Origin of the sequence: Paracoccus kondratievae (genome assembly GCF_009301415.1) — a bacterium.
GTDB classification, from domain to species: domain Bacteria; phylum Pseudomonadota; class Alphaproteobacteria; order Rhodobacterales; family Rhodobacteraceae; genus Paracoccus; species Paracoccus kondratievae.
Genome location: NZ_CP045072.1, coordinates 985,828 through 999,710, shown reverse-complemented (window position 1 = coordinate 999,710; position 13,883 = coordinate 985,828). Strand labels below are relative to the sequence as shown.

Here is a 13,883-nt window from a genome sequence, read left to right as displayed (position 1 = left end):
AGCCCCCTCGCCCCCGCATCTGCGATCAAAGCCGGTAGATCGCCGAGAACTTGTCCTCAAGATAGTCCAGCAACGGCTTTTCGCTGATCTCGGCACCGGTGGCGCGCTGCAGCAGCTCGCGCGGCGGATAAAGGCCGCCATGGCGCTGCAAGTTCTCGCGCAGCCACTCGACAGCGGGGTCGGCCTCGCCGCGCGCCAAGGCCTCGTCCAGATCCGGTACCGCCGCACGCAGCGCGGCATGCAGGCACCCGGCATAGACGTTGCCCAACGCATAGGTCGGGAAATAGCCGAACAGCCCGACAGCCCAATGCACGTCCTGCAAGACGCCGTTTGCAGGACGGTCCACCGCCACCCCGAAATCCTTAAGGAAACGGGCGTTCCAGGCCTCGACCAGATCTTCGACATCCAGCCGACCCGAAATCAGGTCACGCTCAAGGTCAAAGCGCAGCATGATGTGCAGGTTGTACTGGATCTCATCTGCCTCGGTCCGGATAAAACCGGGGGTGACGCGGTTCGCGGTCTCATAAAAGGCATCGGCGTCGGACACCGACAACCCGCCAAAGGCATCCGACATGCGCTGATAGAGCCAGCCGGTAAACGCACGACTGCGGCCCAGCTGGTTCTCATAGATCCGGCTTTGGCTTTCATGCACGCCCATCGAGACGCCGCGCCCCAGCGGGGTAAAGGCGTGATCGCTGTCAATGCCCAGCTCATAACTGGAATGGCCGACCTCGTGGATGGTCGAATACAGACAGTTGAACGGGTCGGATTCAACGACGCGTGTCGTAATACGGCTGTCCTGCCAGCGCCCCGAGCTAAAAGGATGCACGGCGATATCCAGCCGCCCGCAGGTCCAATCATAACCAAAGGCAGTTGCACAGGTCCGCGCCAGCCTCATCTGGGTCTTAAGCGGAAAGTGCCCGGTCAGCGGTTCGGGCTGATGGGCCGCGCCCAGCACATCCTCGCGCAGCGCGACAAGACGCGGGCGCATGGCGTCGAAAAGCGCCGCGATCTCGGCCTGTGTGGTGCCGGGTTCGTAATCGTCCAGCAGCGCATCATACAGATCACCGCCATCGGCAAGCGCAGCCGCCTCTTCGCGCTTGAGCATCAGGATGTCGTTCAGAACCGGCAGGAAATCTTCTGGCGCGTCCTTGGCCCGGGCGTCGGCCCAGATCCCCTGCGCAAGCGAAGTCTGCCGCGCCAGCTCGGTCGCCAGACGTGACGGAATGCGCGAGGCGCGGCGATAGTCGCGTCCGATCAGTTCAAGGATGCGGGCATCCTCATCGTCCTCAGCCTCGGCCCGATCCAGCCATTCGCCGATGCGCGGGTCGGTGCGGCGCTCGTGCAGAACGGCCTCCATCGCCGCCATTTCCTCGGCGCGCTGCTCGACCGCGCCGCGAGGCATGACTGTTTCCTGGTCCCAGCCAAGGCGCTCGGCGACCGAGGACAGCGCCTCAATCTGGCGCTGAAATGCGAGAAGATCGTCAAAAGCGCTCATCGGACAGTCCCCCGGACCGAAGTTTCATAAGGATAGCGCGCATGGTGACGCGCACGCAGGATCAGCGTGAACAGTGCCACGGCACCGATCTGATGCGCCAGCGCCAAAGGCAGGGGCGAGGCATGCATGACATTCATGATGCCCAGAAGCACCTGTACCGCCAGCGCGACGATCATCACCCCGTAGGCGCCGCGGGTTGTCGGATGGGGCGAACGGCGGGCCCGCAGGAACACCACCACGGCAAACACCGTCAGCAGATAGGCGACCATACGGTGGATGAATTGCACCAGCGCCGGATTTTCAAAAAAGTTGCGCCAGCCAAGCGTCGGATTCCAGATCTCGGCGGGGATCCATTCGCCACCCATGGTGGGCCAGCCGGTGTACATGCGGCCCGCATCGATACCGGCAACCAGCGCGCCCAGAAGGATCTGGACAAAAGCCAGATGCATCAGCCCGGTGGTCATCGAAAAAAGCTTGGCCTCGCCCGCACGGCGAGCCCTGAGCAACGCGGCCTCGCTGCGCGAAAGGGACAGCACCAGCCAAGCGATCAGGCCAAGGATGGCAAAGGCCAGGCCCAGATGCACCGCCAGCCGGTATGACGCGACGCGCACCACGTTGCCCGACAGGCCCGAATGCACCATCCACCAGCCGATCGCACCTTGCGCGCCCCCCAGAACACCAAGCAACAGCAGGCGCGGTGTCCAGCCCGCCGGAATGCGCTGCGTCGCCAGAAAGATCAGAAAACCGGTCGCCCAGATCAGGCCCACCAGCCGCCCCAACAACCGGTGCGACCATTCCCACCAATAAATGTGTTTGAATCCCGCCAGATCCATATCGGGGTTTTCGATCCGGAACTGGGGGATCTGCTGATATTTGTCGAACTCAGCCTGCCATGCGGCCTGATCCATGGGTGGCAGCGCACCCGTCACCGGCTTCCATTCGGTGATCGACAGACCCGAACCTGTCAGCCGCGTCGCCCCCCCCAGCGCGATCATTGCCGCGACCAGGATGAAAAGCACGATCAGCCAGGCGCGGATCGCACCGCGCGCGCCCCGGGGGCCGGCGTCGATCATACCGCCCGCCGGCGGCGTGCTGCGCGGGGTCGTCTCGGTGACTTCCTGAAAGACGGGACGTCTTGCCATGTCAGCTTCCTTCTCGATCGGGCGCGACCTTGACCCGCGCGCGCCCGGAAATCAATCAGCCGCGGCGGATCAATTGCCGCAGCATACCGTGAAAGATACGGGTGTCGGCACGGGTCAGCGGCAGGCGCGACCACATGTTGCGCAATGTCAGCTTCATCGCTGGTGCCTTTTCGGGCGGAAAGAAGAAACCGGCGTCACCCAGACGTTCCTCCCAGTGGTCCGCCAGCTTCTCGACCTCAAGCCGTGTCGCGGAAACCTCGCCATCCGGCCGCCGGCCATGGGGCGCTGGTTCAGGCGGCAGGCTGTCGCGCGCCCATTCATAGCCGGTCAGCAGCACCGCCTGCGCAAGATTGAGCGAGGCGAACTCGGGGTTCACCGGCACGGTGATGATGGTATTGGCCCGCGCCACATCCTCATTTTCCAGCCCCGCACGTTCCGGGCCAAAGATCACCGCGACCCGGCCACCCTGCCCCACGCGACTGCGGGCATCGGCCATTGCATCTGCCGGCGTCAGCACGGGCTTGGTCAGTTCGCGCCCGCGTGCGGTGGTGGCATAGGCGTAATCCACATCCTCCATCGCCTCGGCCAGCGTCGCAAAGACCCGTGCGCGGTCAAGCACCCGCCCCGCCGCGCCCGAGGCCATAGCCACGGCACGCGGGTTCGGCCAGCCGTCGCGTGGCGCGACAAGGCGCATGTCCGTCAGGCCGAAATTCAGCATGGCGCGCGCTGCTGCGCCGATGTTTTCGCCCATCTGCGGGCGCACGAGAATGATCGCCGGTTCCATGGTCGCGGCCATAACCTTCTGCGCAACTACTGGCAAGGCGCGCAGGGCTGCGCTATCTGCTGTCGAAACTGAGGGATGACAGCGCCATGACAGACCAGCCCAATACGCCGCAACTCTACCTGATCACCCCGGTCGGCGCGGCCGCCTCGACGCTGGGGCCGCTGCTGGCCGAGGTCATGGACCGCTTTCCGGTCGCCTGCCTGCGCATCCCCGGCGCGGGCACCGAAGAAGAGCTGGGCCGCATCGCCGATCTTGCCCGCGAGATTGCCCATGCCCGCGATGTCGCCGTGGTGATCGAAGATCACGTCCTGCTTGCGCAGCGCCACGGCCTTGACGGTGTGCATCTGACCAATGGTGCGCGTGGTGTTCGTCACGCCCGCAAAGAGCTTGGTCAGGACGCAATCGTCGGCACCTTTTGCGGGGCGTCGCGCCATGACGGCATGAACGCGGCCGAGGCGGGCGCGGATTATGTCAGCTTTGGCCCCTGCGGCGCCACCGCGCTTGGACATGGGGAACTGGCGCCGCTGGACCTCTTTCAATGGTGGTCCGAGATGATCGAGATCCCGGTTGTTGCCGAGGGCGCGCTGACCCCTGCGCTGATCGGCCAGCTTGCCCCCGTCACCGATTTCATCGCGCTTGGGGCCGAGATCTGGTCGCAGCCGGACCCGGTCGAAACGCTGGGCAATCTCTGGCGCTGAGGGGGCATGGCGGGCTTTGACCCACTTGCGGTCAAGCCTGCCTCTTGCGCAGCGCCATGACGCGGCCTAAAGGCTGGCCATGACCCAGCATCAGCGCCTTCTCATCATCGATTTCGGCTCCCAGGTCACGCAGCTGATTGCGCGCCGCTTGCGCGAGCTGAACATCTATTGCGAAATTCACCCGTTCAACGCGGTCGATGACGCCTTCCTGAAAAATTTCGCCCCGCAGGCGGTAATCCTGTCGGGCGGCCCCTCCTCGGTCACCGAGGCCAATTCACCCCGTGCACCGCAAAGCCTGTTCGATACGGGCGTGCCCGTCTTTGGCATCTGCTACGGCCAGCAGGTGATGATGGAGCAGCTTGGCGGGCGCGTCGAATCGGGCCACCACGCCGAATACGGCCGCGCCTTTATCACCCCGGCCGAGGGGCATCGCGATGACGGGATCTTTGCAGGCCTGTTCTCTTCGGGCCGTGAAGAGGTCTGGATGAGCCACGGTGACCGCGTGACGCAGATAGCGCCTGGCTTTGAGGTGATAGGCACCTCGCCCAACGCGCCTTACGCGATGATTGCGGATCAATCGCGCAAATTCTTTGCCGTCCAGTTCCACCCCGAAGTGCACCACACCCCGAACGGGCGGCAGATGCTGGAAAACTTTGTCCGCATGGCGGGCTTTACCGGCGACTGGACGATGGCCTCGTACCGGCAAGAAGCGATCCGCAAGATCCGCGAGCAGGTCGGCGACCGCAAGGTCATCTGCGGCCTTTCCGGCGGCGTCGACAGTTCAGTCGCAGCGGTGCTGATCCATGAGGCGATCGGCGACCAGCTGACCTGCGTCTTTGTCGATCACGGGCTTTTGCGGCTGAACGAGGCCGAAGAAGTCGTGAAAATGTTCCGCGACAATTACAACATCCCGCTGATCCATGCCGATGAGAGCGAACTGTTCCTGTCTGCGCTTGAAGGTGTCAGTGACCCCGAGGTCAAGCGCAAGACCATCGGCAAGCTCTTTATCGACGTGTTCCAGAAATACGCGAGCCAGATCGAGGGCGCCGAGTTTCTGGCTCAGGGCACGCTCTATCCCGATGTGATCGAATCGGTCAGCTTCTCGGGCGGACCTTCGGTCACGATCAAGAGCCACCACAACGTCGGCGGCCTTCCCGAAAAGATGGGCCTGAAACTGGTCGAACCCCTGCGCGAGCTTTTCAAGGATGAGGTTCGAGCCCTTGGCCGCGAACTTGGCCTGCCTGATCAGTTCATCGGCCGCCACCCCTTCCCCGGCCCCGGGCTTGCCATTCGCTGCCCAGGCGAGATCACGCGCGAAAAGCTTGAGATCCTGCGTAAAGCCGACGCGGTTTTTATCGACCAGATCCGCAAGCACGGGCTCTATGACGAGATCTGGCAGGCATTCGTTGCGATCCTGCCGGTGCGGACCGTGGGGGTGATGGGCGACGGGCGGACCTATGATTATGCCTGCGCGCTGCGCGCGGTGACCTCGGTTGATGGCATGACGGCGGATTATTATCCCTTCACCCACGAGTTCCTGGGTGAGACCGCCACGCGGATCATCAACGAGGTCAAGGGCATCAACCGCTGCACCTATGACATCACCTCGAAACCGCCGGGAACGATTGAGTGGGAATGATCCCGCATCCGGCATAGTCCGGCATCAAAGATACACTAAAACACCTCTAAGCCCGCGTAGCTGCGGGCTTTTTTCGTTCTTGGCCTGGCACTGTCTGGCAAGTTTTTGCATCGCCAAGCACCCGGTTTCCATGGCATGACAGATGGTACGATTTGAACCTGATGCCCCATGCTCAGCCCTCGATCCCATGCTGCTCCTCATGGGGTGATCATGGTATTGAATTCATATAACAAATTGTTATATAATGATTTTTATGGAAGATGCGCGGCTTTTTGAGCATGGTACTTTTGAGAGGAAACCCAATCCGACCATGCTGGCTGATACCAAACTGCGCAACCTCAAGCCAAAGGACAAGCTCTACAAAGTGAATGACCGTGACGGCCTCTATGTGGCGGTCACCCCTGCGAGTTCGATCTCATTCCGCTACAACTACCCGATCCACGGCAGGCAGGAGACAATCACCTTCGGGCGCTATGGTGTGGGAGGCATCACGATAGCGGAAGCACACGAGCGGACTGGGCGAGGCCAAGAAGCTGATCGCCGCAGAGAAATCTCCAGCCAAAAAGAAGGCGCCGGACAAAGCCCGCGTTAAGGACGCTGAAAACTTTGGTGCGTGAGGCGAAAAGTGGACACGCGGCTATCAAATGGCTGACGTTACCCGCGATATGTGTCGAGCTACCTTCGAGCGCGGGCTTAAGCCGAAGTTCGATAGCCAGAAGCTCACAGAAATCACCCATGAAGATTTACGGGCGCTGACTGATGCGATTGTGGAACGCGGGGCACCGGCAACGGCCGCGCTTTGCCGCGAAATTGTGATGCAGGTCTTCCGTTGGGCTATGGAACGCGGCCAGAAGGTTGAGAACCCAGCCGATCTGGTGCGCCCCTCGACCATCGCCAAGTTCGAGCCGCGAGATCGAGCACTGACGCCCGATGAAATCGGCTTGATGTACCAGTACACCAAGCGCATCGGCACGACGCCATCCATTCGCGCGGCCGCCAAGCTTCTGCTGCTATCCGTTGGTCCAAAGCAAACAGCCCTCTACTCCGGAATCCGGCCATTCTCTGGGGGGAGCTTCCAGAGGATGCCGGAAACCGTCTGAAATATCAGAAATTTTCTTTCTATAATATCTAGCGATTTTATCGTGAAAAATTCGCCTGATCGTGTTAACCTCGAGTCACGGCGCAATCCTGCGCAGTCTGTTTGGAGGACCTCAGATGATCCGCAAACCAAGCAACAGCGAAGTAAAACAAGCCATCTTTGACGAGCGACGGGCGCTCAAGGCGGCTGCAGATATATTTGATGATCGGGGCGCAGTCAGCCTGGCAGACCAGGACAGCGTTCCCGTAGCCCGGCCAAGCTGGGAACAGCAATACGACGCGCTCAGCAGGTAACCAAAGGGCGGCGGGGGTGACCTCGCCGCCTCGTAGGCTTGACCGCACACCGCCTATCTGATCACCACCTCATCCGGCCTCAGAACGCCCAGCATGGCCCTGGCCCGCTCATCAAGCAGGTCCAGGTCGAGGTAATGATCCGATAACCTTCTGGTCAGGTTACGCAGCCGGTCCACCTCAGCTTGCAACCTGTCCCGCTCGGCAACAAGCTCACGCGTTTCGGCCATGATCTGCATACGCTGCAGGACCCCCGAGGGGCCGTAAATGGCTGCATGAATGAAATAGGCGCCAACCAACATCATCACGACAAAAAACATGACGGCGCCAAAAGAATGGCTCTGTTTCATGTCCTGCTCTTCTGCTGTGGCGCTATTCTGCCCAGCTTTGGCAACTGGATCAACCATGACACCAGAACGCAGAGCACATTGAAGGCGGGCCTCAGAGGCCGCTCTTATCGGCTAAGGCAAGGCGATCAGAACAGAGTGGAAATCCGCCTCACTGCGATGTAGGCAGATCGTCTTTGATCAATCTTATCAATCAGATGAGGGATTTTGGTAGCGGAGGAGGGATTTGAACCCCCGACACAAGGATTATGATTCCTCTGCTCTAACCAGCTGAGCTACTCCGCCACGGGTGCGTGCGATTTACGGTGCCTAGCGGGGGGCGTCAAGGGGCCGAAAGCAGGTTTTTGGAAGTTTTTGCCGCGATCTGTCACGCGATGGGAAAGCGGGTCCGGCTCGTCGAAATCTGCCCGGTCCAAAGGTACAAAAACAATCGACGCCCCTACCCCCAGCCGGAGTGGGACGTCAGGATTGTTGCTGGAATTAAACGTTTTGCCCTTACAGCGAGATGCCGTGGCGACCAGCAAGGTCGGTAAAGAACTGCCAGGCCACGCGGCCAGAACGCCCGCCACGCGTCGCCTGCCATTCGATAGCCTCGGCACGCAGCTCCTCTTCTGCAATCCGCAGCCCATAGGCGTCGCAATAACCGCGAACCATGGCAAGATATTCGTCCTGCGAACAGGGGTGAAAGCCCAGCCACAACCCGAAACGATCTGATAGAGAGACCTTTTCTTCGACCGCCTCGCCGGGGTGGATGGCCGTCGAGCGTTCATTGTCGATCATATCGCGCGGCATCAGGTGCCGCCGGTTCGAAGTCGCGTAAAGAATCACGTTCGTCGGGCGCCCCGAGATGCCGCCGTCCAGCACCGCCTTAAGCGATTTGTACTGCGTATCGTCGTGACTAAAGGACAGATCGTCCGAGAACAGAACAAAGCGCCGGTGCTTGGCACGGCCCAGAATCGCCAGCAGCCGCCCGACAGACCCCAGATCCTCACGTGCGATCTCGACCAGCACCAGCGGCAGGCCCTGACGCACCGCCTCGGCATGGACCGCTTTGACGAGCGAGCTTTTCCCCATCCCGCGCGATCCCCAGAGCAGCGCGTTGTTCGCGGCATGCCCGCGGGCAAATTGCAGCGTATTGGCCAGCAGCACGTCGCGCGCCCGGTCAATGCCGATCAGCTGTACCAGTTCGACTCGGCTCACTTCCTCGACCGGCTCAAGCCGGTCAGGGTCGGGATGCCAGACATAGGCGGTCGCTTCGGCAAAGCTGGGCTCGGGGGCCGGCGGCGGCGAGACGCGTTCCAGCGCCTCGGCGATGCGCAGCATGATTTCGTCAGACATTGACTTCCTACTCTTCAAGTTCACGTTTGCGCTCGATCCGGCGAACAAGGAAGATCGAAATCTCGTAAAGCCCGTAGATCACCGAAAAGAGCACGATCTGGCTGATGACATCGGGAGGCGTGACCATGGCGGCCAACACCAGAATCACCACGATGGCATAACGCCTTACGCTCGCCAGCCCTTCCGAGGACACGAGCCCCGCCTTACCCATCAGCGTCAGTGCCACAGGCAGCTGGAAAGACAGACCAAAGGCAAGAATGAACTTGGTGGTCAGGGTCAGATATTCCTCGACCGAACCTTGGAAGACAATACCAGCCCAGGGCTGCTCGGCCGTGGCCGTGGCCTGGGCCGCAGCACCCGCCGCCCCGGCAGGGTCATCCGGCAGGGCCAACGGCCCCTGCTGGAAGCCCAGGAAGAAGTCAAAGGCCCAAGGCAGGATGATGTAATAGGCAAAGGCCGCGCCACAGATGAACATGATCGGCGAAGCGACCAGAAACGGCAGCAGAGCGTTCTTTTCGCTGCGGTACAGGCCCGGAGCGACAAAACGCCAAAGCTGGTAGCCCACCACCGGGAAGGCCAGCACAAAGCCGCCAAAAAAGGCGATGCGCATGGCGACAAAAAAGCCTTCCTGCAGTTTCAGCAGGATCAGGCCACAAGTCTGGCTGCGCTTTTCAAGGGCGTAACAGATCGGCTGGGTCAGGAAATCAAAGATCGGGTTCCAGACGAAATAGCACAGCACCATCGCCACGACAAAGGCCAGCACCGACCAGATCAGCCGGGTGCGCAGTTCGGCCAGATGCTCGATCAGCGGGGCGGAGGTATCGTCGATATCTTCTGACTTGGCAGATTTCATCGCCACGGAACGGCTCTCCTGTTGTCAGTCTGGTCAGGCCCGATCCGAACGGCGCACGGCATGCAGGCGGCGGCCACTGGTGGCGGAATCACTGTCTGTCGCCTCTGTGGGCAACGGGGCCGAGACACCCGGCGCGGGCGGCAAAGCGTCATTTCCTTCGACAGCGGGATCGGGCGGCCGGGGCGCGGCGGGATCGGGCGTTGGCCCTTTCTGCGCGGCATCTGCCCTGGTGGGGGTCAGCGGGTCCCATTTCTCGAACCGCTCGGTCGCGCGCTCCAGCGCATCAAGCCCAAGGGCGCGCTTAGATCCAAGCCCCTTGACCTCTTTCAAGGTCTTTGCAGCATCATCAAGGCCAGAGGATTTGGCCGCATCCTCCATCGCGCTGCTGAACTCGCGCGCCATCGAACGGGCACGCGCGGTCAGCCTGCCCAGCGTATGAAACAGCTTGGGCAGATCCTCAGGGCCGATGACGATCAGCGCCACAACGCCGATCAGCAAAAGCTCGCTCCAGCCGATATCGAACATGACCTTTGAGCCGGAAGATCAGAGCTTGTTCGTATCGTTTGGCGTCACATCGCGCAGCGTGCTGTCAGCAGCAATGCGGGCGCGCTCGGCTTCCAGTTTGGCGCGTTCGGCGGCCAGTTCGGCGCGGGCGCGCTCGATATCGTCGGCGGTGTTGACCTGCTCAAGCTCTTTGGTTTCGCCGCGGGCAGCCGCGTCGATATCCTCAGCGCCTTCCTTGACGCCTTTCTTAAAGGCGGTGATCCCCTTGCCGACCTCGCCCATCAGTGACGAGACCTTGCCGCGCCCGAAAAGAACCAGAACGACGATTGCGATGAGCAATAGCGCCATGGGTGAAGGTGCGTGCATCTATTTACCTCCGTGGCAGGCCCCTGTGGACCTTGCGGTGCATCTATCTGTCCCGATATAGGGCGGGATCGCCTTGATCGAAAGCCCCAAACGCGTGATTGCGCGGTGCAAAGCCGGTCGGGTGCCTGTGCCCGCTTCCCCCATCCGCGCTTCTGCGCAATACTGACTTTCATGGAAATTACCCAGATCATCAGCGCCTTCGTCACGCTTTTTGTCGTGATTGACCCGGTGGGCCTTGCGCCCCTGTTCATCGCCCTGACCCGCGGCATGTCGTCCCAGAGGCGGCGCCGAATCGGCCGAAGGGCACTTGTGATCGCCGCCATTCTGCTGACGCTTTTTGGCCTTGCGGGCGAGGCGATCCTGGCCGGCATCGGCATCTCGTTATCCGCGTTCCGCATCGCGGGCGGGCTTTTGCTGTTCCTGACCGCGCTCGACATGCTGTTTGAGCGGCGCACCGAACGGCGCGAGGGTCAGGCGCGTGATGATGACGACGACCCCTCGGTCTTTCCCCTGGCCACACCGCTGCTTGCCGGACCGGGGGCGCTGGCGAGCATGGTGCTGCTGGTCGGGCAGAACCCTAGCCCGGCCCATACGCTGATGATCCATCTGGTCATGCTTGCAGTTCTGGGCATCGCGGCAATCCTTTTCTCGATGGCCGGGCCGATCGGTAAGGTGCTGGGCCGGACGGGAACCATGGTGGTCACGCGACTTTTCGGCATGTTACTTGCCGCCTTGTCGATCCAGTTCGTGATCGACGGCCTCAAGGGGTCAGGACTGGTGTAATGAGTGATGATTTCGGACGTTTTGCCTATCTGGCGCTGCTGCTCGTCGTGGTCGGCGGCTATCTGGTGACCGAATTGCGCAGCCGCCCCGGACAGGCTACCCGGCAGGCCGTGGCATGGGGACTGATTTTTCTGGGGGTGATAGCGATTGCCGGGTTGTGGGACGATATCCGCAACGCCATCTCGCCTCAGGCGCGGATGCTGGAGGGCAACCGTATCGAGGTTCCCGTCGGCAACGATGGCCATTACCACCTGCAGGCCGAGGTAAACGGGACTCCCATTCGCTTTGTCATTGATACCGGGGCAAGCACGATAGCACTTGGGCCACGCGACGCGGCACGGGTTGGCATCGATACCGAAAGCCTTGCCTATGCTGGTCAGGCCCGCACGGCGAATGGCCTTGTCGAGACGGCGACCGTGCTGCTTGATTCGGTCGCCATCGGCGATATCCGTGACAGCCGGGTTCCGGCAGTGGTGCTGCGATCCGAGCTGGAGCAATCGCTGATGGGCATGTCCTATCTGTCCAAATTCGCCCGGGTCAGCATCGAGGGCGGCCGGCTCGTTCTGGAGCGCTGACCGCCCGGTTTACTGCTTGCGTTCCCAGCGGCCACCGGCCTCGGACCAGTATTCCGCGGTCACGCCTTCGGCCTTGAGCACACGCCATTGTGCCCTTGCGCGTTCAAGTGCCCCGGGGTCGTTACCGTCAAAGACGATGCAGGCACGCTCAAGCTCCTGACATTCGGCGCTTGTCACTTCGGCCCCGTCAACCGCGATCAGGCAACGCACCTCGTTGGCCGCCGCTTGACCTTCGACCGTCAGCAGCACCGGTTGGCGCGCGTCGTGCGGACCTCCGGCAAGGCCATGGGGCAAAAAGCCCTCGCCCAGCCACAGCGCCTCATCAAGCATCACCTGCCGGGCGCGGTCCCTGCCCCGCAGCTCGACCCGCCATCCGGCCTGCAGGCTTTTGCCGATCAGCATCGGCAAAAGCTGCACCGGGCCCGAGCGGGTCAGATGATAGAACAGGGCCGATCCCATCAGCCCTGCTTCTCGAAACGATCACGGACCAGCCGGTCCAGCGTCATCACGCCCCAGCCGGACGCGCCCTTGGGCGCAAGCGCCGTACCCGAAGGCGGCAAAGCCACCCCGGCAATATCAAGATGCGCCCAAGGCGTTTCCTTCCGCACAAAGCGATTAAGGAACTGCGCCGCGGTGATCGAGCCTGCAGGCCTGCCGCCGGTATTCTTGATATCGGCCAGACGGGAATCGATCTGCTTGTCATAAGCATCGCCCAGCGGCAGACGCCACAGCCCTTCGCCCTCGGCTCTGGCGGCGACAAGCAGGGCGGCGGCGAAAGCATCGTCGTTCGAGAACAGCCCCGCATTCTCATGCCCCAGCGCGATGATGACAGCCCCGGTCAGCGTCGCCAGATCGACAATGGCCGCAGGCTGAAAGCGTTCCTGCGCATACCAAAGCACATCCGCCAGCACGAGGCGGCCTTCGGCATCGGTGTTGATGACCTCGATCGTATCGCCCTTCATCGAGCGGACGATATCGCCTGGACGCTGGGCGCGGCCATCGGGCATATTCTCGACCAGACCGACCAGGCCGACCACATTCGCCCTGGCCCGGCGCAGGGCCAGCACCCGCATGACCCCCGCAACAACACCCGCGCCGCCCATATCCATGGTCATCTCTTCCATGCCGCCGGCGGGCTTGATCGAGATGCCGCCGGTGTCAAAGACGACCCCCTTGCCGACCAAAGCCAGCGGCGGCTCTTCCCCACCACCATTCCAGCGCATCACCACGACCTTTGAGGGGCTTTCAGAACCCTGCCCCACGGCCAGCAGCGCACGCATGCCCAGCCGCTCAAGCTCGTCCTCGTCCAGCACTTCGACCTCAAGCCCCAGTTCACGCATTGCAAGCAGGCGGTCGGCAAAGTCGCTGGTGGTCAGCACATTGGCCGGCTCATTGACGAGATCGCGGGTGAAGAACACCCCTTCGGCCAGCGCCGCTCCGTCAGCCGAGGCGCGGGCGAGGACTTCGGGGTCCTTGTGCATAAAGGTCACCCGGCCGCGCGCGGTTCCGGTCGCCCCGTCCTCACCCTCTGCGCCGTCACCCGATTTCTTTGACTTATAGGCCGTGAATTCATAGGCGCGCAGCGCCAGCCCCAGCGCCACCTCGGCCGCGCCCGGGTGATTGCCGGCCAGAACCAGCGTCTCATCCTTGCCCAGTTTCGCACCGATGCTGGCGCCTGCCGCACGCGCGGCCGGCACATCGGCATCCTTCGGCAACAGGACGATTTGCAGCGCATCAGCCTTCAACCCGGCGGGAAAGGCGAGTTCAAGCGCCTTACCGGGCTTGACCGCCTTCCACGCGTCCGATGCAAATGCCCGCATCAGCGCCTCGCGCGTCGGGCGCGGCAGGCCCGTGGGCAGCCGGCCGGCCCCGGACACAAGGATAGCGATGCGGCCGGACCGCTCTGCCAGCCCCGCGACATTCATTGCCGTGAAAGAAATTTCGACGGGATGCGTCATAGCCCTGCC

The 13,883-nt window shown here is 62.2% G+C and carries 17 protein-coding genes and 1 tRNA gene; 7 read left to right on the top strand and 11 right to left on the bottom strand.

Going from position 1 to position 13,883, the window contains the following annotated elements; all coding sequences use genetic code 11:
• Positions 1–25: 25 nt before the first annotated feature.
• The 3 genes from F8A10_RS05095 to F8A10_RS05085 are packed head-to-tail and all read right to left on the bottom strand — an operon-like array spanning position 26 to position 3,436.
• Positions 26–1,498: a carboxypeptidase M32 gene (locus F8A10_RS05095; RefSeq protein ID WP_152366836.1), complete on the bottom strand. Its 1,473-nt coding sequence runs from the start codon at positions 1,496–1,498 to the stop codon at positions 26–28.
• Entirely contained in the window at positions 1,495–2,640 is a 1,146-nt protein-coding gene (gene ctaA / locus F8A10_RS05090; protein WP_010396773.1) for a heme A synthase, read from the bottom strand. The genes F8A10_RS05095 and ctaA overlap by 4 nt, the downstream gene beginning before the upstream one ends.
• A gap of 55 nt (positions 2,641–2,695) precedes the next feature.
• The gene (locus tag F8A10_RS05085) at positions 2,696–3,436 is read right to left on the bottom strand and encodes an RNA methyltransferase (RefSeq protein ID WP_152366835.1); all 741 of its coding nucleotides are present in this window, start codon (positions 3,434–3,436) and stop codon (positions 2,696–2,698) included.
• 74 nt (positions 3,437–3,510) lie between these two features.
• On the opposite strand from F8A10_RS05085, the gene F8A10_RS05080 reads away from it, so the two are divergent.
• The 5 genes from F8A10_RS05080 (at position 3,511) to F8A10_RS21055 (ending at position 7,153) form a co-directional block, all read left to right on the top strand.
• Positions 3,511–4,122: a thiamine phosphate synthase gene (locus F8A10_RS05080; protein WP_010396778.1), complete on the top strand. Its 612-nt coding sequence runs from the start codon at positions 3,511–3,513 to the stop codon at positions 4,120–4,122.
• A 79-nt stretch (positions 4,123–4,201) separates the two neighbouring features.
• Complete coding sequence (gene guaA, locus F8A10_RS05075) at positions 4,202–5,761, top strand: glutamine-hydrolyzing GMP synthase (RefSeq protein WP_085501956.1); 1,560 nt, start codon at positions 4,202–4,204, stop codon at positions 5,759–5,761.
• Between the two features lie 253 nt (positions 5,762–6,014).
• Positions 6,015–6,353: an Arm DNA-binding domain-containing protein gene (locus F8A10_RS22035; protein WP_454557383.1), complete on the top strand. Its 339-nt coding sequence runs from the start codon at positions 6,015–6,017 to the stop codon at positions 6,351–6,353.
• 52 nt (positions 6,354–6,405) lie between these two features.
• A complete protein-coding gene (locus F8A10_RS22030) occupies positions 6,406–6,861 on the top strand; it encodes a tyrosine-type recombinase/integrase (protein WP_454557382.1) in 456 nt (151 codons plus the stop codon).
• Between the two features lie 115 nt (positions 6,862–6,976).
• The gene (locus F8A10_RS21055; RefSeq protein ID WP_193668163.1) at positions 6,977–7,153 is read left to right on the top strand and encodes a hypothetical protein; all 177 of its coding nucleotides are present in this window, start codon (positions 6,977–6,979) and stop codon (positions 7,151–7,153) included.
• Between the two features lie 53 nt (positions 7,154–7,206).
• Here the strand turns inward: F8A10_RS21055 and F8A10_RS05065 are convergent, their stop codons facing one another.
• From F8A10_RS05065 to F8A10_RS05040, 6 genes are all read right to left on the bottom strand, one after another.
• Positions 7,207–7,500, bottom strand: coding sequence for an FtsB family cell division protein (locus tag F8A10_RS05065; protein WP_010396789.1), 294 nt, complete (start codon positions 7,498–7,500; stop codon positions 7,207–7,209).
• Between the two features lie 205 nt (positions 7,501–7,705).
• Positions 7,706–7,782, bottom strand: a tRNA-Met gene (locus tag F8A10_RS05060).
• A gap of 210 nt (positions 7,783–7,992) precedes the next feature.
• Positions 7,993–8,835, bottom strand: a complete 843-nt coding sequence (locus tag F8A10_RS05055) for an ATP-binding protein (protein WP_152366834.1) — start codon at positions 8,833–8,835, stop codon at positions 7,993–7,995.
• A 7-nt stretch (positions 8,836–8,842) separates the two neighbouring features.
• Positions 8,843–9,688 carry a twin-arginine translocase subunit TatC gene (gene tatC / locus F8A10_RS05050; protein WP_152367337.1) on the bottom strand — a complete coding sequence of 282 codons (846 nt, stop codon included), beginning with the start codon at positions 9,686–9,688 and terminating at the stop codon, positions 8,843–8,845.
• A gap of 33 nt (positions 9,689–9,721) precedes the next feature.
• Positions 9,722–10,213 (bottom strand): Sec-independent protein translocase protein TatB, encoded by a 492-nt coding sequence (gene tatB / locus F8A10_RS05045; RefSeq protein ID WP_010396795.1) that lies wholly within the window; start codon positions 10,211–10,213, stop codon positions 9,722–9,724.
• An 18-nt stretch (positions 10,214–10,231) separates the two neighbouring features.
• Entirely contained in the window at positions 10,232–10,558 is a 327-nt protein-coding gene (locus tag F8A10_RS05040; protein WP_010396798.1) for a twin-arginine translocase TatA/TatE family subunit, read from the bottom strand.
• Between the two features lie 171 nt (positions 10,559–10,729).
• Between F8A10_RS05040 and F8A10_RS05035 the strand changes: the two genes are divergently transcribed.
• Both F8A10_RS05035 and F8A10_RS05030 read left to right on the top strand, forming a co-directional pair.
• Complete coding sequence (locus tag F8A10_RS05035; protein ID WP_010396801.1) at positions 10,730–11,341, top strand: MarC family protein; 612 nt, start codon at positions 10,730–10,732, stop codon at positions 11,339–11,341.
• A complete protein-coding gene (locus F8A10_RS05030) occupies positions 11,341–11,916 on the top strand; it encodes a retropepsin-like aspartic protease family protein (protein WP_010396803.1) in 576 nt (191 codons plus the stop codon). The genes F8A10_RS05035 and F8A10_RS05030 overlap by 1 nt, the downstream gene beginning before the upstream one ends.
• 9 nt (positions 11,917–11,925) lie before the next feature.
• Here the strand turns inward: F8A10_RS05030 and F8A10_RS05025 are convergent, their stop codons facing one another.
• Both F8A10_RS05025 and F8A10_RS05020 read right to left on the bottom strand, forming a co-directional pair.
• The gene (locus F8A10_RS05025) at positions 11,926–12,375 is read right to left on the bottom strand and encodes a DNA polymerase III subunit chi (RefSeq protein WP_152366833.1); all 450 of its coding nucleotides are present in this window, start codon (positions 12,373–12,375) and stop codon (positions 11,926–11,928) included.
• Positions 12,375–13,874 (bottom strand): leucyl aminopeptidase, encoded by a 1,500-nt coding sequence (locus F8A10_RS05020; RefSeq protein ID WP_152366832.1) that lies wholly within the window; start codon positions 13,872–13,874, stop codon positions 12,375–12,377. The genes F8A10_RS05025 and F8A10_RS05020 overlap by 1 nt, the downstream gene beginning before the upstream one ends.
• Positions 13,875–13,883: the final 9 nt, after the last annotated feature.